This window comes from Streptomyces sp. NPDC051563 (genome assembly GCF_044454225.1).
In the GTDB taxonomy this organism is placed as follows: Bacteria; Actinomycetota; Actinomycetes; order Streptomycetales; family Streptomycetaceae; genus Streptomyces.
On record NZ_JBITDL010000014.1, the window covers coordinates 92,886 to 111,748 of the forward strand.

General features: G+C 71.8%; 17 protein-coding genes. 15 read left to right on the forward strand and 2 right to left on the reverse strand.

Annotated features, from left to right (window positions below):
• Positions 1–64: 64 nt before the first annotated feature.
• On the reverse strand, positions 65–736 hold the full coding sequence (locus ACIA8F_RS18340; protein WP_399379891.1) for a bifunctional DNA primase/polymerase: 672 nt from the start codon (positions 734–736) through the stop codon (positions 65–67).
• Positions 737–1,113: 377 nt separating this feature from the next.
• Between ACIA8F_RS18340 and ACIA8F_RS18345 the strand changes: the two genes are divergently transcribed.
• From ACIA8F_RS18345 to ftsH, 6 genes are all read left to right on the forward strand, one after another.
• Positions 1,114–2,628 (forward strand): hypothetical protein, encoded by a 1,515-nt coding sequence (locus tag ACIA8F_RS18345; RefSeq protein ID WP_399379892.1) that lies wholly within the window; start codon positions 1,114–1,116, stop codon positions 2,626–2,628.
• Positions 2,629–2,964: 336 nt separating this feature from the next.
• Positions 2,965–4,311: an ammonium transporter gene (locus tag ACIA8F_RS18350; protein ID WP_399379893.1), complete on the forward strand. Its 1,347-nt coding sequence runs from the start codon at positions 2,965–2,967 to the stop codon at positions 4,309–4,311.
• Positions 4,308–4,646 (forward strand): P-II family nitrogen regulator, encoded by a 339-nt coding sequence (locus tag ACIA8F_RS18355; RefSeq protein WP_399379895.1) that lies wholly within the window; start codon positions 4,308–4,310, stop codon positions 4,644–4,646. Before ACIA8F_RS18350 ends, ACIA8F_RS18355 begins: the two co-directional genes overlap by 4 nt.
• 17 nt (positions 4,647–4,663) lie before the next feature.
• Positions 4,664–7,093, forward strand: coding sequence for a [protein-PII] uridylyltransferase (locus tag ACIA8F_RS18360; RefSeq protein WP_399379897.1), 2,430 nt, complete (start codon positions 4,664–4,666; stop codon positions 7,091–7,093).
• Positions 7,094–7,248: 155 nt separating this feature from the next.
• Positions 7,249–8,823: a signal recognition particle protein gene (gene ffh / locus ACIA8F_RS18365; RefSeq protein ID WP_399379899.1), complete on the forward strand. Its 1,575-nt coding sequence runs from the start codon at positions 7,249–7,251 to the stop codon at positions 8,821–8,823.
• A gap of 267 nt (positions 8,824–9,090) precedes the next feature.
• On the forward strand, positions 9,091–10,938 hold the full coding sequence (gene ftsH, locus ACIA8F_RS18370) for an ATP-dependent zinc metalloprotease FtsH (protein ID WP_399380040.1): 1,848 nt from the start codon (positions 9,091–9,093) through the stop codon (positions 10,936–10,938).
• 48 nt (positions 10,939–10,986) lie between these two features.
• On the opposite strand, the gene ACIA8F_RS18375 is transcribed toward ftsH, so the two are convergent.
• Entirely contained in the window at positions 10,987–11,664 is a 678-nt protein-coding gene (locus ACIA8F_RS18375; RefSeq protein ID WP_399379900.1) for a methyltransferase type 11, read from the reverse strand.
• Positions 11,665–11,806: 142 nt separating this feature from the next.
• On the opposite strand from ACIA8F_RS18375, the gene proS reads away from it, so the two are divergent.
• The 9 genes from proS (at position 11,807) to lepB (ACIA8F_RS18420) (ending at position 18,806) form a co-directional block, all read left to right on the forward strand.
• Positions 11,807–13,219, forward strand: a complete 1,413-nt coding sequence (gene proS / locus ACIA8F_RS18380; protein WP_385433993.1) for a proline--tRNA ligase — start codon at positions 11,807–11,809, stop codon at positions 13,217–13,219.
• A gap of 223 nt (positions 13,220–13,442) precedes the next feature.
• On the forward strand, positions 13,443–14,039 hold the full coding sequence (locus ACIA8F_RS18385; RefSeq protein ID WP_399379902.1) for a hypothetical protein: 597 nt from the start codon (positions 13,443–13,445) through the stop codon (positions 14,037–14,039).
• A 191-nt stretch (positions 14,040–14,230) separates the two neighbouring features.
• Entirely contained in the window at positions 14,231–14,674 is a 444-nt protein-coding gene (rpsP, locus tag ACIA8F_RS18390; protein ID WP_243337676.1) for a 30S ribosomal protein S16, read from the forward strand.
• A 2-nt stretch (positions 14,675–14,676) separates the two neighbouring features.
• Positions 14,677–14,916 carry an RNA-binding protein gene (locus ACIA8F_RS18395; RefSeq protein WP_399379904.1) on the forward strand — a complete coding sequence of 80 codons (240 nt, stop codon included), beginning with the start codon at positions 14,677–14,679 and terminating at the stop codon, positions 14,914–14,916.
• A 94-nt stretch (positions 14,917–15,010) separates the two neighbouring features.
• Positions 15,011–15,640 carry a ribosome maturation factor RimM gene (gene rimM / locus ACIA8F_RS18400; protein ID WP_399379906.1) on the forward strand — a complete coding sequence of 210 codons (630 nt, stop codon included), beginning with the start codon at positions 15,011–15,013 and terminating at the stop codon, positions 15,638–15,640.
• On the forward strand, positions 15,640–16,461 hold the full coding sequence (trmD, locus tag ACIA8F_RS18405; protein ID WP_399379908.1) for a tRNA (guanosine(37)-N1)-methyltransferase TrmD: 822 nt from the start codon (positions 15,640–15,642) through the stop codon (positions 16,459–16,461). The genes rimM and trmD overlap by 1 nt, the downstream gene beginning before the upstream one ends.
• Positions 16,462–16,595: 134 nt before the next feature.
• Positions 16,596–16,946, forward strand: coding sequence for a 50S ribosomal protein L19 (gene rplS, locus ACIA8F_RS18410; RefSeq protein WP_382980500.1), 351 nt, complete (start codon positions 16,596–16,598; stop codon positions 16,944–16,946).
• Between the two features lie 44 nt (positions 16,947–16,990).
• Positions 16,991–17,809 carry a signal peptidase I gene (lepB, locus tag ACIA8F_RS18415; RefSeq protein ID WP_399379910.1) on the forward strand — a complete coding sequence of 273 codons (819 nt, stop codon included), beginning with the start codon at positions 16,991–16,993 and terminating at the stop codon, positions 17,807–17,809.
• Positions 17,802–18,806, forward strand: a complete 1,005-nt coding sequence (gene lepB / locus ACIA8F_RS18420; protein ID WP_399379912.1) for a signal peptidase I — start codon at positions 17,802–17,804, stop codon at positions 18,804–18,806. The genes lepB (ACIA8F_RS18415) and lepB (ACIA8F_RS18420) overlap by 8 nt, the downstream gene beginning before the upstream one ends.
• The last annotated feature ends 57 nt before the right edge of the window (positions 18,807–18,863 follow it).

Consider the following 18,863-nt stretch of genomic DNA (forward strand, 5'->3'; position numbering starts at 1 on the left):
TCCCCAGGACCCGGGGGCACTGCCGTGCGCAGGGTCCCGGGCGGCGCGGCCAAGGGTGGCGCGGTTACGGGCGGCGCAGCCGGTGGCAGAGGTAGGCGAGGGTGCCCAGCAGGAGCCGGGCCTGGGGCGGGTCCCCGGCGCAATCCAGCGCCGGCGGGCGCAGCCAGCTCACCGGGCCGAGTCCGGCGAAGTCCGAGGGCGGGGCGGTGACGTAGGAGCCCTGGCCCAGCGCGCGCAGATCGAGCCCCGCGTCGTCCCAGCCCATCCGGTACAGCAGCTCGGGCAGCCCGGCCGCCGCCCCGGGGGCGACGAAGAACTGGGCCCGGCCGTCCGGGGTCGCGGTCACCGGACCGAGCGGCAGCCCCATCCGCTCCAGCCGGACCAGCGCCCGCCGCCCGGCCTCCTCGGAGACCTCGATGACGTCGAAGGTGCGCCCGGCGGGCAGCAGCACCGCGGCTCCCGGGTATCCGCTCCAGGCCTCGGTGACCTCGTCCAGCGTGGCGCCGGCCGGGACCGTGGGAGCGAGGGCCAGCGGATGCGCCCCCGGCGCACCGCAATTCGTATGACCGCAGGAGCAGTCGCGGGCGGGGCCCGCGGCCCGGGCGCCGGGGACCACGTCCCAGCCCCAGAGTCCGGTGTACTCCGCCACCGCCGTGCACTCCGACGTCCGGCCGCGGCGCCGAGCGCCGGAACGGAACTCCTTGGTGCCGCGGCTGCCGCCGATCGTGAAGCCCATGCCCATGCCCCCTCCAACGGGTCGGACGTGCCGGTGGTTACGACATCGGCCGGTTACGGCCTTGGCGGCCCCGGCTGCCCGGCGCACTCCTCGCCGCGCGCGCCCCGGCGCACTCCTGTCCAACCGATCGGTTCCGCCTTCGTGTCAAGTGAATCGCGCCTGGCGGGTGGCGAGTTCATTCGAAGGGGTGGCGAATGGTGGCGTTTCCGGGATCGACCTCGCCGAAGGGGTGATCGTAGGATTACTTTCGGTGCACGAAGCGCGAAGAGGAGACGGGTTCGCGGGTATGCCGCCGGCATGCGTGAAGGACCTGTGAAGACCGTTTCCCGGCAGGGCAGGGTTTCGTGCGGAAGAGACTGACGGATGGGGGCGTTCCAGTGGGCGGCAACGGCGCAAGCGGAACGGGCGCGGAGTCGGAGTCCGACGTGTCGCAGGACGCCACCGTCCGCAACGAGCAGCTGACGTCCTGGTTCGTCCGCAGCGGCTGGTCCAAGGGCGAGCTCGCCCGCCAGGTCAACCGCCGCGCCCGCCAGATGGGCGCCCACCACATCAGCACCGACACCTCGCGGGTCCGCCGCTGGCTCGACGGCGAACAGCCCCGCGAGCCCGTCCCGCGCATCCTCTCCGAGCTCTTCTCCGAGCGCTTCGGCTCCGTCGTCGCCATCGAGCACCTGGGCCTGCGCACCGCCCACCAGACCCCCTCCGTCTCCGGCGTCGACCTGCCCTGGGCCGGCCCGCAGACCATCGAGCTGCTCGGCGAGTTCTCCCGCAGCGACCTCATGCTGGCCCGCCGCGGCTTCCTCGGGACCTCGCTCGCCCTGTCCGCCGGCCCCGCCCTCATCGAGCCCATGCAGCGCTGGCTCGTACCGGTTCCGGCCGCCGACCCGGGACCCCGGGAAGCGGGGCCGGCGGGCGCCCTCAGCGGCCACCGGCCGCCCCGGCTCTCCGAGCCCGAGGTGGACCTCCTCGAAGCCACCACCGTGATGTTCCGCCAGTGGGACGCCCAGTGCGGCGGCGGACTGCGCCGCAAGGCCGTCGTGGGCCAGCTCCACGAGGTCACCGACCTGCTCCAGGAGAACCACCCGGCCCCGGTCATGAAGCGGCTCTTCAAGGTCGCCGCCGAACTCGCCGAACTCGCCGGCTGGATGAGCTACGACATCGGCCTGCACCCCACCGCGCAGAAGTACTTCGTCCTCGCGCTGCACGCCGCCAAGGAGGGCGGGGACAAGCCCCTGGGCTCGTACATCCTCTCCAGCATGAGCCGCCAGATGATCCACCTGGGCCGCCCCGAGGACGCCCTGGAGCTCATCCACCTGGCCCAGTACGGCAGCCGCGACTGCGCAGGGCCCCGTACCCAGGCGATGCTGTATGCGATGGAGGCCCGCGCCTACGCCAACATGGGCCAGCCCAGCCGCTGCAAGCGGGCCGTGCGGATGGCCGAGGACACCTTCTCCGACGTCGGCTTCGACGCCGAGCCCGAGCCCGACTGGATCCGCTTCTTCTCCGAGGCCGAGCTCAACGGCGAGAACTCCCACTCCTACCGGGACCTGGCCTACGTGGCGGGCCGCAGCCCCATGTACGCCTCCCTCGCCGAACCGGTCATGGAGCGCGCCGTCGAGCTCTTCGGGAAGGACGAGGAGCACCAGCGCTCCTACGCCCTCAACCTCATCGGCATGGCCACCGTGCACCTCCTCCAGCGCGAGCCCGAGCAGGCCACCGTCCTCGTCGGCCGCGCCCTCGACGTGGCGGGAAAGGTGCGGTCCGAACGGGTCAACACCCGGCTGCGCAAGACCGTCGACACCGCCGCGCGTGAGTACGGCGACGTCGCCGACGTGGTGCGGCTGACCGACCACCTCGCCTCCCGCCTCCCCGAGGCCGCGGAGGCCGTCTGACGGCCACCCGGCCGCCCCAAGGCCCCCGGCCGCGGCAGTCACCCCGTGAAGCCCGATCAGGCTCCCCCAGCCAGGTTCCCCGGGTCATCGCCGCGGCCGGGTTTCCACCCGTCACCCTCATGAACCACTCGTTCATGGAGGCGTAACACGCACGACCTCTTCGTCATCGACGCGAAACACCCAGCGGCGCCGCCGGAAACCGGCCTGCGCGAATCTCAGGGCCAATAACCGGCCAGCCCCCACGCCGGAACACCCTCAGGCCTGATTCACGAACCAGCGCCGCTCAGGTTTTCACGATCGCCCGCACGCGAACGTACCGACGACGAGGAGACGCCGATGGCATCAGCCATCACGACCCTCGCGGCAGACGCGCCCACGCTGTCTTCCGCGAACACCGGGTTCATGCTCATCTGCTCCGCCCTGGTCATGCTGATGACCCCGGGACTCGCCTTCTTCTACGGAGGCATGGTCCGCGTCAAGAGCAGCCTCAACATGCTGATGATGAGCTTCATCAGCCTCGGGATCGTCACGATCCTCTGGGTCCTCTACGGATTCAGCCTCGCCTTCGGCGCCGACTCCGGCTCGCTGATCGGCTGGACCTCCGACTACGTCGGACTCAGCGGCATCGGCATCACCGAGCTGTGGGACGGCTACACCATCCCCGTCTACGTCTTCGCCGTCTTCCAGCTGATGTTCGCGATCATCACCCCGGCGCTGATAAGCGGCGCCCTGGCCGACCGCGTCAAGTTCAGCGCGTGGGCGCTCTTCATCACCCTCTGGGTCACGATCGTCTACTTCCCCGTCGCCCACTGGGTGTGGGGCGCCGGCGGCTGGCTCTTCGAGCTCGGCGTCATCGACTTCGCCGGCGGCACCGCCGTCCACATCAACGCGGGCGCCGCGGCCCTCGGCGTGATCCTGGTCATCGGCAAGCGCGTGGGCTTCAAGAAGGACCCGATGCGCCCGCACAGCCTCCCGCTCGTGATGCTCGGCGCGGGCCTGCTGTGGTTCGGCTGGTTCGGCTTCAACGCGGGCTCCTGGCTCGGCAACGACGACGGCGTCGGCGCGGTCATGTTCGTCAACACCCAGGTCGCCACCGCCGCCGCCATGCTCGCCTGGCTCGGCTACGAGAAGCTGCGCCACGGCTCCTTCACCACCCTCGGCGCCGCCTCCGGCGCGGTCGCGGGCCTCGTCGCCATCACCCCCTCCGGCGGCTCCTGCTCCCCGCTCGGCGCGATCGCCATCGGCGCCATCGCCGGTGTCGTGTGCGCCATGGCCGTCGGCCTGAAGTACAAGTTCGGCTACGACGACTCCCTCGACGTGGTCGGCGTCCACCTCGTCGGCGGTGTCATCGGCTCCCTGCTCGTCGGTCTCTTCGCCACCGGCGGGGTCCAGTCCGACGCGGCCGGCCTCTTCTACGGCGGCGGCCTGGAGCAGCTCGGCAAGCAGGCCGTCGGAGTCTTCTCCGTCCTGGCCTACTCTCTCGTGGCGTCCGCGGTGCTCGCCTTCCTCCTCGACAAGACGATCGGGATGCGGGTCCCCGAGGACGACGAGGTCTCCGGCATCGACCAGGTCGAACACGCCGAGACCGCCTACGACTTCAGCGGGGCCGGCGGCGGCTCCTCCTCCCGGAGCACCGCCGTCCCGACCCCCGTTGCCGCCGCGAGCAAGAAGGTTGACGCATGAAGCTCATCACCGCGATCGTGAAGCCGCACCGGCTTGACGAGATCAAGGAAGCCCTGCACCGCTTCGGAGTCCAGGGACTCACCGTCTCCGAGGCCAGCGGCTACGGCCGCCAGCGCGGACACACCGAGGTCTACCGGGGCGCCGAGTACACCGTGGACCTCGTACCGAAGATCCGCATAGAGATCCTCGTCGAGGACGGTGACGCGGACGACGTGATGCGGATCGTCGTCGAGGCCGCCCAGACCGGCAAGATCGGCGACGGCAAGGTGTGGAGCATCCCCGTGGACTCGGTCATCCGGGTCCGCACCGGCGAACGTGGCGCTGACGCGCTCTAGGTGATGGGAACCTCTGGGTGACGAGTGTCGAAGAGACCACGGACGGCGGCAGCACCGCCGACCAGGGACCCAGCGGGTACGCCGCGGCCCGGCTGCGACTCCTCCAGGAGGAGTCGCGGTCCGGGCCTTCCCGGCGTTCCGCCCTGGCCGCCCTGACCGACGACTGGCTGAAGGCGCTGTTCGCCGCCGCCGCACGGGAGACGGGCGTGCGGGGCGCCGCCCTCGTCGCCGTCGGCGGCTACGGCCGCGCCGAACTCTCCCCCCGCAGCGACCTCGATCTGGTCCTGCTCCACGACGGGAAGGCCGAAGCGCGCGCCCTGGCCGCCCTGGCCGACCGGCTCTGGTACCCCGTCTGGGACCTCGGCGTCGCCCTCGACCACTCGGTGCGCACCCCCGGCGAAGCCCGCAAGACCGCCGCCGAAGACCTCAAGGTGCACCTCGGACTGCTCGACGCCCGGCCCGTCGCGGGCGACGCCGGGCTCCTCGCGGGACTGCGCACCTCCGTCCTGGCGGACTGGCGCAATCAAGCCGCCAAGCGGCTGCCCCAGCTGCACTCCCTGTGCCGAGAGCGGGCCGAGCGTGCCGGAGAGCTCCGCTTCCTGCTGGAACCCGACCTCAAGGAGGCCCGCGGGGGACTGCGCGACGTCACCGCGCTGCGGGCCGTCGCCGCGTCCTGGCTGGCCGACGCCCCCCGCGAGGGCCTCGCCGAAGCCCGGCGCCGGCTGCTCGACGCCCGGGACGCGCTGCACCTGGTGACCGGCCGCGCCACCGATCGGCTCTCCCTCCAGGAGCAGACACCGGTCGCCGCGCAGCTCGGTCTGCTCGACGCCGACGCCCTGCTCCGGGAGGTGTACGAGGCCGCGCGGGTGGTCTCGTACGCCGGTGACGTGACCTGGCGCGAGGTCGGGCGCGTGCTCCGGGCCCGGTCGGCCCGCCCCCGGCTGCGCGGGCTGCTCGGCACCCGCAACTCCCTGCCCGAGCGGGCGCCGCTCGCCGAAGGCGTCGTCGAGTCCGACGGGGAGGCCGTACTGGCCCTGGCCGCGCGGCCCGACCGGGACCCGGTGCTGCCCCTGCGGTTCGGCGCGGCCGCCGCCCAGGCCGGACTGCCCGTCTCGCTGCACGCCGTACGCAGGCTCGCCGCGCAGGCGAAGCCGCTGCCGGTGCCGTGGCCGGCCGAGGCCCGGGAGCAGCTGCTGACCCTGCTGGGCGCGGGGGAGCCCACGGTGGCCGTGTGGGAGGCGCTGGAGGCCGAGGGGATCATCACGAAGCTGCTGCCCGACTGGGAGCGGGTGCGGTGCCGGCCGCAGCGCAACCCGGTGCACACCTGGACCGTGGACCGGCACCTCGTCGAGACGGCCGTCCGGGCCTCCGAGCTGACCCGCCGGGTGGGCCGCCCCGACCTCCTCCTGATGGCGGCGCTGCTGCACGACATCGGCAAGGGCTGGCCCGGCGACCACTCGGTGGCCGGGGAGACGATCGCGCGCGACATGGCGCTGCGGGTGGGCTTCGACGCGGAGGACGTCGCCGTGCTGGGCGTGCTCGTACGCCACCACCTGCTGCTGATCGACACCGCCACGCGGCGGGACCTGGACGACCCGGCGACGGTCAAGGCGGTCGCGGAGGCGGTCGGCTCGCCCTCCACCCTGGAGATCCTGCACGCGCTGACCGAGGCCGACGCCCTGGCCACCGGCCCGGCGGCGTGGAGCACGTGGCGCGGCTCGCTCGTGGCCGACCTGGTCGCGCGGGTCGCCGCCGTGCTCCGCGGGGCGGCCCCGGAGGCGACCGAGCTGGAGATCCCGACCACGGAGCAGGAACGCCTGGCGGTGGAGGCGCTGCGCACCGGGGAGCCGGTCCTGGCCCTGCACGCCCGCCAGGAGGAGGACGCGGTCGGCGTCGAACTGGTGGTGGCCGTCCCCGACCAGCCGGGCGTGCTGCCCGCGGTGGCCGGCGTACTGGCCCTGCACCGGCTCACCGTACGGGCGGCCGACCTGCGCTCGATGGAGCTCCCTGACCAGCTGGGCGAGGTCCTGGTCCTGCGGTGGCGGGTGGCGGCGGAGTACGGCGCCCTGCCGCAGGCCGCACGGCTGCGCTCCGACCTGGTGCGGGCCCTGGACGGCTCGCTCGACGTCCCGGCGAAGCTGGCGGACCGCGAGGCGGCGTACCCGCGCCGGCGCGGGGTGGTCCCGCCGCCGCCCCGGGTCACGGTGGTGCCCGAGGTCTCCTCCCTGGCCACGGTCCTGGAGGTGCGCGCCCCCGACGCGGTCGGGCTGCTGCACCGGATCGGGCGGGCGCTGGAGTCCTCCGGGGTGCGGGTCCGCAGCGCGCACGTCTCCACGCTGGGCGCGAACGCGGTGGACACGGTGTACGTGGTCGACGCGGACGGCAAACCCCTCGCCGGCCCGGCGGCGGCAGCCCTGGCGGGGGCCGTCCAGGCGGCCCTGGCGTAGCGGGGGCGCCGCTGCGCGGGGCCGCCCCGCGCAGCGGCCCCCGCACCGGCCGGGCTCCCGGGAGGGGGAAAGCCGCCCGCAGGGCCGGAGGGGTGGCGCGGCCCGATACCCTGGGGACGACCACACGCCCCCTGACCCGAGGAATCGCGACCACCGTGTTCGATACGCTTTCCGACCGCCTCAGCGCGACCTTCAAGTCCCTCCGGGGCAAAGGCCGCCTCTCCGAGCAGGACATCGACGCTGCGGCGCGGGAAATCCGTATCGCCCTCCTCGAGGCCGACGTCGCCCTCCCGGTCGTCCGCTCCTTCATCGCGAACGTCAAGGAGCGCGCCCGCGGCGAAGAGGTCTCCAAGGCCCTGAACCCGGGCCAGCAGGTCCTCAAGATCGTCAACGACGAGCTGGTCTCCATCCTCGGCGGCGAGACCCGGCGGCTGCGCTTCGCCAAGACCGCGCCCACGGTGATCATGCTCGCCGGTCTCCAGGGTGCCGGTAAGACCACCCTCGCCGGAAAGCTCGGCCTGTGGCTGAAGGGGCAGGGCCACGCCCCGCTCCTCGTCGCCTGTGACCTCCAGCGCCCCAACGCCGTCAACCAGCTCTCCGTCGTGGCCGAGCGGGCCGGCGTGGCCGTGTACGCCCCCGCGCCCGGCAACGGCGTCGGAGACCCGGTCCAGGTCGCCAAGGACTCCATCGAGTACGCGCGGACCAAGCAGTACGACGTCGTGATCGTCGACACCGCCGGCCGCCTCGGCATCGACCAGGAGCTGATGCAGCAGGCCGCGGACATCCGCGACGCCGTCAGCCCGGACGAGATCCTCTTCGTCGTCGACGCCATGATCGGCCAGGACGCGGTCAACACCGCCGAGGCCTTCCGCGACGGCGTCGGCTTCGACGGCGTGGTGCTCTCCAAGCTCGACGGCGACGCCCGCGGCGGTGCCGCGCTCTCCATCGCGCACGTCACCGGCAAGCAGATCATCTTCGCCTCGAACGGCGAGAAGCTCGACGAGTTCGACGCCTTCCACCCGGACCGCATGGCGGGCCGGATCCTCGACATGGGTGACATGCTCACCCTGATCGAGCAGGCCGAGAAGACCTTCAGCCAGGCCGAAGCCGAGAAGATGGCGGCCAAGCTCCAGAAGGGGCCGAAGGAGTTCACGCTCGACGACTTCCTGTCCCAGATGGAGCAGGTCCGCAAGATGGGCTCCATCTCCAAGCTGCTCGGCATGCTCCCGGGCATGGGGCAGATCAAGGACCAGATCAACAACATCGACGAGCGCGACGTGGACCGCACCGCCGCGATCATCAAGTCGATGACCCCGGCCGAGCGCCAGGACCCGCACCTCATCAACGGCTCGCGCCGCGCCCGCATCGCCAAGGGCTCCGGCACCGAGGTCAGCGCCGTCAAGGCGCTCGTCGAGCGGTTCTTCGAGGCCCGCAAGATGATGTCCCGCATGGCCCAGGGCGGCGGCATGCCGGGCATGCCCGGCATCCCCGGGATGGGCGGCGGCCCCGGCCGGCAGAAGAAGCAGGTCAAGCAGGCCAAGGGCAAGCGCAAGAGCGGCAACCCGATGAAGCGCAAGGAAGAAGAGGCCGCGGCAGCCGCGCGTCGCGAGGCGGGCCCGGAGGCGATCGAGCCCGCCGCCGGCGGGAACCCGTTCGGTCTGCCCACCGGAGGCGGTCAGCCCGGCCAGGACTTCGACCTGCCGGACGAGTTCAAGAAGTTCATGAAGTAGCAGTTCATGAAGGAGCCGTTCGCGACGTGGCAGTTCGCGACGTAGCAGTACGGAGCCACGCGAGCCCCGGCCGGACCACTCCGGCCGGGGCTTCGCCGTGTGGCCCGCCGCCAGGGGCGATGGTCCGCTTTGTCGCTTATGGTCGGCCGGGAGGACGGCAGAAGGAGGCGCCACGTGCCCAGCCCCACCCCCGTACCGCCCCGCGACCGGGCCGACACGCCCTGGCGCTCCGAAGGCGCACCCCCCGCCCCGCCGCCCAAGAAGCGGATGCCCGGTGGCTGGCGCGGCCTGATCCTCACCGCCCTGATCGTCTACCTGATCACCAACCTGGTGCTGTCCTTCTTCAACGAGGGCGACGAGCCGACCATCTCGTACACCGAGTTCAGCAAGCAGGTGGCGAACGGCAACGTCTCGAAGATCTACTCCAAGGGCGACGCCATCCAGGGCGAGCTGAAGACGAAGCAGCCCAAGCCGGACGGGGACAAGGGCGACTACAAGAAGTTCGTCTCCCAGCGGCCCGCCTTCGCCGACGACGACCTGTGGGCCAACCTCACCAAGCAGAACGTCGTCGTCACGGCCTCCCCGGTCGTCGAACAGCGCAGCTTCCTGGCCAACCTGCTGCTCTCCCTGGCCCCGATGCTGCTGCTGGTCGTCCTGTGGGTGGTCATCGCCCGCCGGATGGGATCGGCGATGGGCGGCGGCGGCATGGGCGGGCTCGGCCGCAAGACGCCGCCCAAGCCGGTCGAACTGGAAGGCGCCAAGCGCACCACCTTCGAGGACGTGGCCGGCATCGACGAGGTCGAGGGCGAGCTCAACGACGTCGTGGACTTCCTCAAGAACCCGGACGAGTACCGCAAGATGGGCGCCCGCATGCCCGGCGGCGTCCTGCTGGCCGGCCCGCCCGGCACCGGCAAGACCCTGCTCGCCCGCGCGGTGGCCGGCGAGGCCGGGGTGCCCTTCTTCTCCGCCTCCGCCTCCGAGTTCATCGAGATGATCGTCGGCGTCGGCGCCTCCCGGGTGCGCGAACTCTTCTCCGAGGCCCGCAAGGTGGCCCCCGCCATCATCTTCATCGACGAGATCGACACCATCGGGCGGGCCCGCGGCGGCGGCGCGGCCATGGGCGGCCACGACGAGCGCGAGCAGACCCTGAACCAGATCCTCACCGAGATGGACGGCTTCTCCGGCTCCGAGGGCGTGGTCGTCCTGGCCGCGACCAACCGGGCCGACGTCCTGGACCCGGCACTGACCCGGCCCGGCCGCTTCGACCGCACCGTCATGGTCTCCCCGCCCGACAGGAGCGGCCGCGAGGCCATCCTGCGCATCCACACCCGGGACATCCCGCTCGCCGCCGACGTCGACCTGGCGCAGATGGCCCGTACGACCCCGGGCATGACCGGAGCCGAACTGGCCAACCTCGCCAACGAGGCCGCCCTGCTCGCGGTGAAGCGCCAGCAGAAGGAGGTCACCCAGTCGGACCTCTCCGACGCGCTGGAGAAGGTCCAGCTCGGTGCGGAACGGCCGCTGGTCATGCCGGACGAGGAGCGCCGCCGCACCGCGTACCACGAGAGCGGACACGCCCTGCTGGGCATGCTCCAGCCCGGCGCCGACCCCGTCCGCAAGATCACCATCGTGCCGCGCGGGCGGGCCCTCGGCGTCACCCTCTCGACCCCCGAGGCGGACCGGTACGCCTACACGGAGGAGTACCTGCGCGGCCGCATCATCGGGGCGCTGGGCGGCATGGCCGCCGAGCAGGTGGTCTACGAGGTCATCACCACCGGCGCGGAGAACGACCTCGAACAGGTCACCAACATCGTCCGCGGCATGGTCGGCCGCTGGGGCATGAGCGAACGCATCGGCCGCCTCACCGCCATCCCCTCGGACGGGCAGAGCCCCTACGGCCTCTCCGCCGCCCCCGCCACCCTGGACGCGGTGGACCACGAGATGCGCCGGATCGTCGACGAGTGCTACGAGAAGGCCTGCCTCCTGCTCCGCGAGAACCGCGACAAGCTGGACGCCCTCGCCGCCGCCCTGATGGCGAACGAAACCCTCGACGAAGCGGCCGCCTACGCCGCCGCGGGGATCCCCCGCCTCCACAAGTCGGCCCCGCACAACTGAACGCCGTGCGGGGCCGGTCCGCGGCCCCGCACGGCCCGGTTGCCCGGGTTACGCCGTCCGGGCGATGACGTAGCGGAAGATGTTCGGCAGCCAGACGGCCCCGTCACCGCGTTCGTACGGGTGCAGCGCCTCCGCCAGCTCCTTCTCGACCTGCACCGGGTCGGAGCACTCGTACAGCCCGGTCGACAGCAGCCCGCGCACCGCGCTGTCCACGTCGGCGTACCCGAAGGGGCAGAACACCCGCCCCGACCCGTCCGGCACCAGCCCGGCCCCGGCCGCCATCGCGTCCAGGTCCCGCGGAGCCGGTCCGCCGCCCAGGACGGCGGGCACCGTGCACCGCTCCGCCGGACCCCAGTCGGCCAGCACCACCGCGGCGCCGGGACGGCGCAGTGCCGGCAGGGCCGCGGCCAGGGCGCCCGGGGAGGGCGAGAAGGCCAGCAGCACGTCATAGGGCACCGCGGGCGCGGGAGGGGCCGCGAGGACCTCCAGGAGGCGCTCCCGGGCCAGCGTGCGGCGTGCCGGATCCGTCTCCACACCCGTGGCCAGGGCACCCCGGCCCGAGGCCAGCAGCAGGGCCAGCCCGGCCCCGCAGTCGAGGCCCAGCAGCCGGTCTCCCGGCCCGACCTCCAGCCGGTCGTAGACCGCCTCGTACAGCGGTACCAGCATCCGTTCCTGGATCTCCGCCCAGTCCCGCGCGACAAGCGTCGCCGTCGGCGTCGGTGTCATCGAAAGAGCGCTCCTGATTCCGTTTCGCCCCCATGCCCCCGTTGCCAGAGAACTCCCGATTCGCCCCCGCGTCCAGAGGAGCGCGCCACCCGATTCGCACCCGATTCACGCATCGCACTCCGGGCGCCGTACCATTCGCGCCATGGCAAAGGCACCCGTTCTCACCCCCCAGGCGGAGGATTTCCCCCGCTGGTACCAGGATCTGATCAACAAGGCCGAGCTGGCCGACAACGGTCCGGTACGCGGCACCATGGTCATCCGACCGTACGGCTACGGGCTGTGGGAGCGGATGCAGCAGGAGATGGACGCGCGCATCAAGGACGCGGGCGCCCAGAACGCGTACTTCCCGCTGTTCATCCCGCAGTCCTACCTGACGAGGGAAGCCGAGCACGTCGAGGGCTTCGCCCCCGAGCTCGCGGTCGTCACGCACGGCGGCGGCAAGGAGCTCGACGAGCCGGTTGTCGTCCGCCCCACCTCCGAGACGATCGTCAACGAGTACTTCTCCAAGTGGGTCCAGAGCTACCGCGACCTGCCCCTGCTGATCAACCAGTGGGCGAACGTGGTCCGCTGGGAGATGCGCCCGCGCGTGTTCCTCCGTACGAGCGAGTTCCTCTGGCAGGAGGGCCACACGGCCCACCTCTCCTACGAGGACGCCCGCGACTACGCCGCCCGCATCCACACGGACGTGTACGGCGACTTCATGACCAACGTGCTCGGCATCGACGTCGTGCTCGGCCGCAAGACCGCCAAGGAGCGCTTCGCCGGCGCCATCAACACCCTCACCCTCGAGGGCATGATGGGCGACGGCAAGGCCCTGCAGCTCGGTACCAGCCACGAGCTCGGCACCAACTTCGCCAAGGCCTTCAACACGCAGTACCTGTCGAAGGAAGGCAAGCAGGAGCTCGTCTGGCAGACCTCGTGGGGCGTTTCGACCCGCATGGTCGGTGGCCTGATCATGTCGCACGGCGACGACAACGGCCTGCGGGTCCCGCCGCGCCTCGCGCACGTCCAGGTCGTCGTCATGGCGATCAAGGGCGACGAGGCCGTGGCCAAGGTCCGCGAGCTGGGCGCCCAGCTCAAGGCCGCTGGCCTGCGCGTGTTCGTCGACGACCGCGTCGACACCCCCTTCGGCCGCCGCGCCGTGGACTGGGAGCTCAAGGGCGTACCGGTCCGCGTCGAGATCGGCCCCCGCGACCTGGAGGCCGGCACCGCGATGCTGGCCCGCCGGATCCCGGGCGGCAAGGAGGCCGTGCAGATCTCCGACCTCGCCGCCCTGCTGCCCAAGGTGCTGGAGGAGGACCAGGAGCAGCTGCTGCGCGAGTCCCGCGAGCGCCGGATCTCCCGCACCTCCGACGTCTCGACCATCGAGGAGGCCGCCGAGGCCGCCATCGCCGGTGGCTGGGCGCGGATCCCGTGGGCCGATCTCGGCCCCGAGGGCGAGGCGAAGCTCGCCGAGCAGGCCGTCTCCGTGCGCTGCCTGATCGCCGAGGACGGGTCGGTGCCGCAGGCGGACGACGCCCCGGGCAACCTCGCGATCGTCGCGCGCTCGTACTAGCGGGCCCGGCCGACGGCTCTCGCGCCCCGGCGTGTGGCATCCGCCGCACGCCGGGTCCGTGCCCGTCGCCGCCCGCCGGTCGGCCTCCTTACGTACCGACTCCTCCTGAGATATGTGCACCCGTCCTCGTCGGGACGCATGAGACAGAACTGACTGGTACGTGCAAAAAATTTGGAATGGCCCGGAATCGGAACACCGGGGCACCCCGGCTCGTTGTCACGACGTGAGCACGACACCACCTGTTCTCGCCGCAGAGCTGGCGCAGGCGTGGGCCGATATTCAGCGGTACCACCCCGAGCTGCCTGACCTTGCCGCGCCCGAGTCCCTGATCGGAGAGTCCTCGTCCGCCTGCGGCGCCGAGCTCTCCTTCGAGCGACTGCTGCACGAGGCAGTCCACGGCATCGCCGCAGCACGCGGAGTGCGTGACACTTCGCGGGCCGGCCGCTATCACAACCGCAGGTTCCTCGCGATCGCCGAGGAGATGGGGCTGGACCACACCGACGAGCCGCACGCGAGCAGCGGCTTCTCCCTGGTCTCGCTCAATCCCGAGGCGAAGAAGCGCTACCGCCCCACCATGGAGCGCCTTCAGCGTGCGCTGAAGGCCCATACGGCCGCCACGGCCGCCGACACCAAGCGCAGCTTCCGCGGTCCGGCCGCCCGGCACGGGTCCTCCGGCGGCGGCGTCCGCGTCAAGGCGGTCTGCGACTGCGGGCGCAACGTGCGCGTGGTCCCGTCCGTGCTGGCGCAGGCCCCGATCGTGTGCGGGGGCTGCATGAAGCCCTTCCGCATCCCGGACGTGGCCATCGCGGTGGCCTCCTGACCCGGCGGATGCGCTCCGCAACCTCCCGGCCGGGCGCGCCTCGGGCGTGTGGCACAATGGACAGCTGTACTCGACAGTCGCATAGGACCCCTCTCTCCTCCGGCTGACGCGTCCATCGGGCACCCGAGTACCGCAACCCCACGTGGCATCTCATGTGCCCAACCACGTCAAGTTCAGGAGACACCACTCCAGTGGCAGTCAAGATCAAGCTCAAGCGCCTCGGCAAGATTCGCCAGCCGCACTACCGCATCGTCGTCGCCGACGCCCGTACCCGTCGGGACGGTCGCGCGATCGAAGAGATCGGTATCTACCACCCGACGTACAACCCGTCGCGCATCGAGGTCAACGCCGAGCGTGCGCAGTACTGGCTGTCGGTCGGCGCCCAGCCCACCGAGGCTGTGCTCGCCATCCTGAAGCTCACCGGTGACTGGCAGGCGCACAAGGGCCTTCCGGCCCCCGCGCCGCTGCTGCAGCCGGCGACGAAGGAGAACAAGCGTCGCTCCTTCGACGAGTTCGCCAAGGCCCTCGAGGGCATCGGCGAGGGCAAGGGCGAAGCCATTACCCAGAAGGCGAAGAAGGCCGACAAGAAGGCGGACGAGGCTGAGGCCGAGACCGCCGAGTCGACCGAGGCCTGAGCATGCTCGAGGAGGCTCTTGAGCACCTCGTGAAGGGCATCGTGGACAACCCCGACGAAGTGCAGGTCGCCTCGCGCAACCTGCGCCGCGGGCAGGTGCTGGAGGTCCGGGTCCACCCCGAAGACCTCGGCAAGGTGATCGGCCGCAACGGCCGCACCGCACGTGCCCTGCGTACCGTCGTGGGCGCCATCGGCGGCCGGGGGATCCGCGTCGACCTCGTCGACGTGGACCAGGTCCGCTGAGACCCGGTTTGCTAGAAGCGTGAAACACCGGCACGGGCCGGGGAGGGCATACGTGCCCGCCCCGGCCCGTCGTCGTCTGAACAGGAGATATGCAGTGGAGCTGGTAGTCGCGCGGATCGGCCGCGCCCACGGGATCAAGGGTGAGGTCACCGTCGAGGTGCGGACCGACGAGCCCGAGCTGCGGCTCGGGCCCGGCGCCGTGCTCCGGACCGACCCCGCGTCGGCGGGCCCGCTGACGGTCGAGACCGGCCGGGTGCACAGCAGCAGGCTCATGCTGCGCTTCGCCGGGGTCAAGGACCGCACCGGCGCCGAGGCGCTGCGCAACGTCCTGCTCATCGCCGACGTGGACCCGGCGGAGCTGCCGGCCGAGGACGACGAGTACTACGACCACCAGCTGATGGACCTCGACGTCGTCCTCGAGGACGGCACCGTGATCGGCCGGATCACCGAGATCTCCCACCTGCCCTCGCAGGACCTGTTCATCGTCGAGCGCCCGGACGGCACCGAGGTGATGATCCCCTTCGTCGAGGAGATCGTCGCCGAGATCGACCTCGAAGAGCAGCGCTGCGTCATCACCCCGCCGCCCGGTCTCATCGACGAGAGCGAGGCGATCGTCGTCTCCGCCCGGGACGAGGAGGGGGCCGGGAACGCGGACGAGGAGGGGGCCGGGAACGCGGACGAGGACGGGGCCGAGGGCGGAGCCAAGGGCGGGGACGACGCCTGATGCGTCTCGACGTCGTCACGATCTTCCCCGAGTACCTGGAACCGCTCAACGTCTCCCTGGTGGGCAAGGCGCGGGCGCGCGGCCAGCTCGACGTACACGTCCACGACCTGCGGGACTGGACGTACGACCGGCACAACACGGTGGACGACACCCCGTACGGCGGCGGTCCCGGCATGGTCATGAAGACCGAGCCGTGGGGCGAGGCCCTGGACGCGGCCCTGGCCGACGGCTACGAGGCCGGCGCGCACGGACCGGTCATCGTCGTCCCCACCCCCAGCGGCCGGCCGTTCACCCAGGAACTGGCCGTCGAACTCTCCGAACGCCCCTGGCTGATCTTCACCCCGGCCCGCTACGAGGGCATCGACCGCCGGGTCATGGACGAGTACGCCACGCGCCTCCCGGTCTACGAGGTGTCCATCGGCGACTACGTCCTGGCCGGCGGCGAGGCGGCCGTCCTGGTCGTCACCGAGGCCGTGGCCCGGCTGCTGCCCGGGGTGCTCGGCAACGCCGAATCGCACCGCGACGACTCCTTCGCGCCCGGGGACATGGCCAACCTGCTGGAGGGGCCCGTCTACACCAAGCCCCCGGAGTGGCGCGGCCACGGGATCCCGGACGTGCTGGTCAGCGGCCACCACGGCAAGATCGCCCGGTGGCGCCGCGACGAGGCCTTCCGCCGCACGGCGGCCAACCGCCCGGACCTGATCGAGCGCTGCGAGGCCTCCGCCTTCGACAAGAAGGACCGCGAGCTGCTGAGCATCCTCGGCTGGAAGCCGTCCCCCGACGGCGGATTTTGGCGCAGGCCCCGGCCCGTGGAAGAATAGGCGGCTGCTGTGTGCTCGCGTACGCCCCTGCCACAGGGGGACCGTCGTCCGCCGAGCCCCGCAGCTCCCGAATTCTCTCCGGAAACCCCGCATCGGCGACCTGTGGCGTCATGCGAAGAAAGCAGACGAATCTCATGTCTCACCTGCTCGATGGCGTCAACGCCGCCACCCTGCGCTCGGACCTCCCGGCCTTCCGCCCGGGTGACACCGTCAACGTGCACGTCCGCGTGATCGAGGGCAGCCGCTCCCGTATCCAGCAGTTCAAGGGTGTCGTCATCCGCCGCCAGGGCGCCGGCGTCTCCGAGACCTTCACGGTCCGCAAGGTTTCCTTCAGCGTCGGCGTGGAGCGCACCTTCCCGGTCCACTCCCCGATCTTCGAGAAGATCGAGCTCGTCACCCGCGGTGACGTCCGTCGCGCCAAGCTGTACTTCCTCCGTGAGCTCCGCGGCAAGGCCGCGAAGATCAAGGAGAAGCGCGACCGCTGATCTGCTCCCGGCGTTCGGGGCGGGGCCGGATAGGCTCGCCCCCGATGGACACCGAAGCACCTCACACGCAGCGCGGCCACTCTTCCCCCGACGAGGGGGAGGGGCGGTCGCGTTTCGTGTTTTCCGGGGCCGGTTCCGCCCCGGATGCGAGCACGGACCCGGGTCCGGGGCCGGGCTCGGACGCGGACCCGGACAGGGACGCGGAGCCGGACTCCGGCAAGGCCGGCTGGCTGACCTGGCGGCGCGCCGGGCTGCTCGGCGTGGTCTGCACCGTCTTCCTGCTGCTCTTCAGCAACTTCGTGCTCCAGCCCTTCCTGATCCCGAGCCGCTCGATGGAGCCCACGCTCGCGGTCGGGGACCGGGTGCTGGTCAACAAGCTGGCGTACCGCTTCGGCGACCGGCCGGAGCGCGGGGACGTCGTGGTCTTCGACGGCACGGGCTCCTTCGTACGGGAGGGCCCGGACGCGAATCCCCTCGGCGAAGCCCTGCACGGGGCGGCCTCGGCGCTCGGGCTGGCCGAGCCCTCGGACACCGACTTCGTGAAGCGGGTCGTGGGCGTGGGCGGCGACGACGTGGTGTGCGACGAGAAGGGCCGGATCAAGGTCAACGGGGTGCTGCTGGACGAGCCGTACCTCTTTCCCGGCGACTCGGGATCGAAAGTTCCCTTCCGTATCGTCGTGCCCCTTGGGAGCCTGTGGGTCATGGGTGATCATCGTTCCCAGTCCCGTGACTCCCGGGACCACCTGGGGGAGCCGGGCGGGGGGATGGTGCCGGTGGAGAAGGTGATCGGGCGGGCCGACTGGATCGGCTGGCCGGTGTCGCGCTGGGGAGACGCGGGTTCCGCGGGCGGGGGCCGTGGGTAGCCGCGGGCGCCCGAAGGGCGACCGGTACGAGGAGGACGACCGGTTCGAGGGCCGGGACCGGTACGGGGACGAGGACGGCGACCCGTACGAGGAGCAGGACGACTACCGGGACGCCCCGTTCGACGACCGGGACGGGGACGACAACCGGTACGGGGACGAGGACGAGGACGAGGACGCCGAGTCCGAGCCGGAGCGGGCGCCGGGGGCGGAGTCCGCGGAGCCCGGCGGCCGGGCCGAACGGCGGCGTCTGGCACGCCGGGTCCGGCGCAGACGGCGTACCCGCCGGGCGGGGGAGCTGCCCCTGCTCGTGGTGGTCGCCCTGTGCATCGCGCTGATCCTCAAGACCTTCCTCGTCCAGGCCTTCTTCATCCCGTCGGGCTCCATGGAGCAGACGATCCGGATCGGCGACCGGGTCTTGGTGGACAAGCTCACCCCGTGGTTCGGCTCCCGGGTCGAGCGCGGGGACGTGGTCGTGTTCAAGGACCCGGGAGGCTGGCTGGGCGCCGACAGCGTCCAGGCCGCCGAGGACCCGGTGGGCGTCAAACAGATCAAGCAGACCCTCACCTTCATCGGACTGCTGCCCTCGGCGAACGAGCAGGACCTCATCAAGCGGGTCATCGGCGTCGGCGGGGACACCGTGAAGTGCTGCGACGCCCGGGGCCGGGTCAGCGTCAACGGCTCGCCGCTCGACGAGCCGTACGTGAACCCGGGCAACGCGCCCTCGGAGATCCGCTTCGAGGTGCAGGTGCCCGCCGGACGGATCTTCGTCATGGGCGACCACCGCGCGAACTCCGCCGACTCCCGGTACCACCTCGACGAGGCCTTCCACGGCACGATCGACGAGAAGGACGTCGTCGGCCAGGCCGTCGTGATCGCCTGGCCCTTCGGGCACTGGCACCGGCTGGAACAGCCCGCCACCTTCCGCATGGTTCCCGACCAGGCGCGCGGCGGTCGCCGTGCGCCCCGCAGGCGCCGGGGCGGCTCCTCGTTCGCATAGTGTGTCCTTGGTCTCCCGCGCCTTCGGGAACTCCCGCTCGTTAGGGGAGGGGAGGGC

What these genes read in the sequence shown, in the direction of transcription:
- ftsH (WP_399380040.1), top strand. Translation starts at nt 9,091, where the DNA reads ATGCCCGGTGGCTGGCGCGGCCTGATCCTCACCGCCCTGATCGTCTAC.
- ACIA8F_RS18340 (WP_399379891.1), bottom strand. Translation starts at nt 736, where the DNA reads ATGGGCTTCACGATCGGCGGCAGCCGCGGCACCAAGGAGTTCCGTTCC.
- rplS (WP_382980500.1), top strand. Translation starts at nt 16,596, where the DNA reads ATGTCTCACCTGCTCGATGGCGTCAACGCCGCCACCCTGCGCTCGGAC.
- ACIA8F_RS18395 (WP_399379904.1), top strand. Translation starts at nt 14,677, where the DNA reads ATGCTCGAGGAGGCTCTTGAGCACCTCGTGAAGGGCATCGTGGACAAC.
- ACIA8F_RS18355 (WP_399379895.1), top strand. Translation starts at nt 4,308, where the DNA reads ATGAAGCTCATCACCGCGATCGTGAAGCCGCACCGGCTTGACGAGATC.
- ACIA8F_RS18350 (WP_399379893.1), top strand. Translation starts at nt 2,965, where the DNA reads ATGGCATCAGCCATCACGACCCTCGCGGCAGACGCGCCCACGCTGTCT.
- lepB (WP_399379910.1), top strand. Translation starts at nt 16,991, where the DNA reads ATGGACACCGAAGCACCTCACACGCAGCGCGGCCACTCTTCCCCCGAC.
- ACIA8F_RS18375 (WP_399379900.1), bottom strand. Translation starts at nt 11,664, where the DNA reads ATGACACCGACGCCGACGGCGACGCTTGTCGCGCGGGACTGGGCGGAG.
- proS (WP_385433993.1), top strand. Translation starts at nt 11,807, where the DNA reads ATGGCAAAGGCACCCGTTCTCACCCCCCAGGCGGAGGATTTCCCCCGC.
- trmD (WP_399379908.1), top strand. Translation starts at nt 15,640, where the DNA reads ATGCGTCTCGACGTCGTCACGATCTTCCCCGAGTACCTGGAACCGCTC.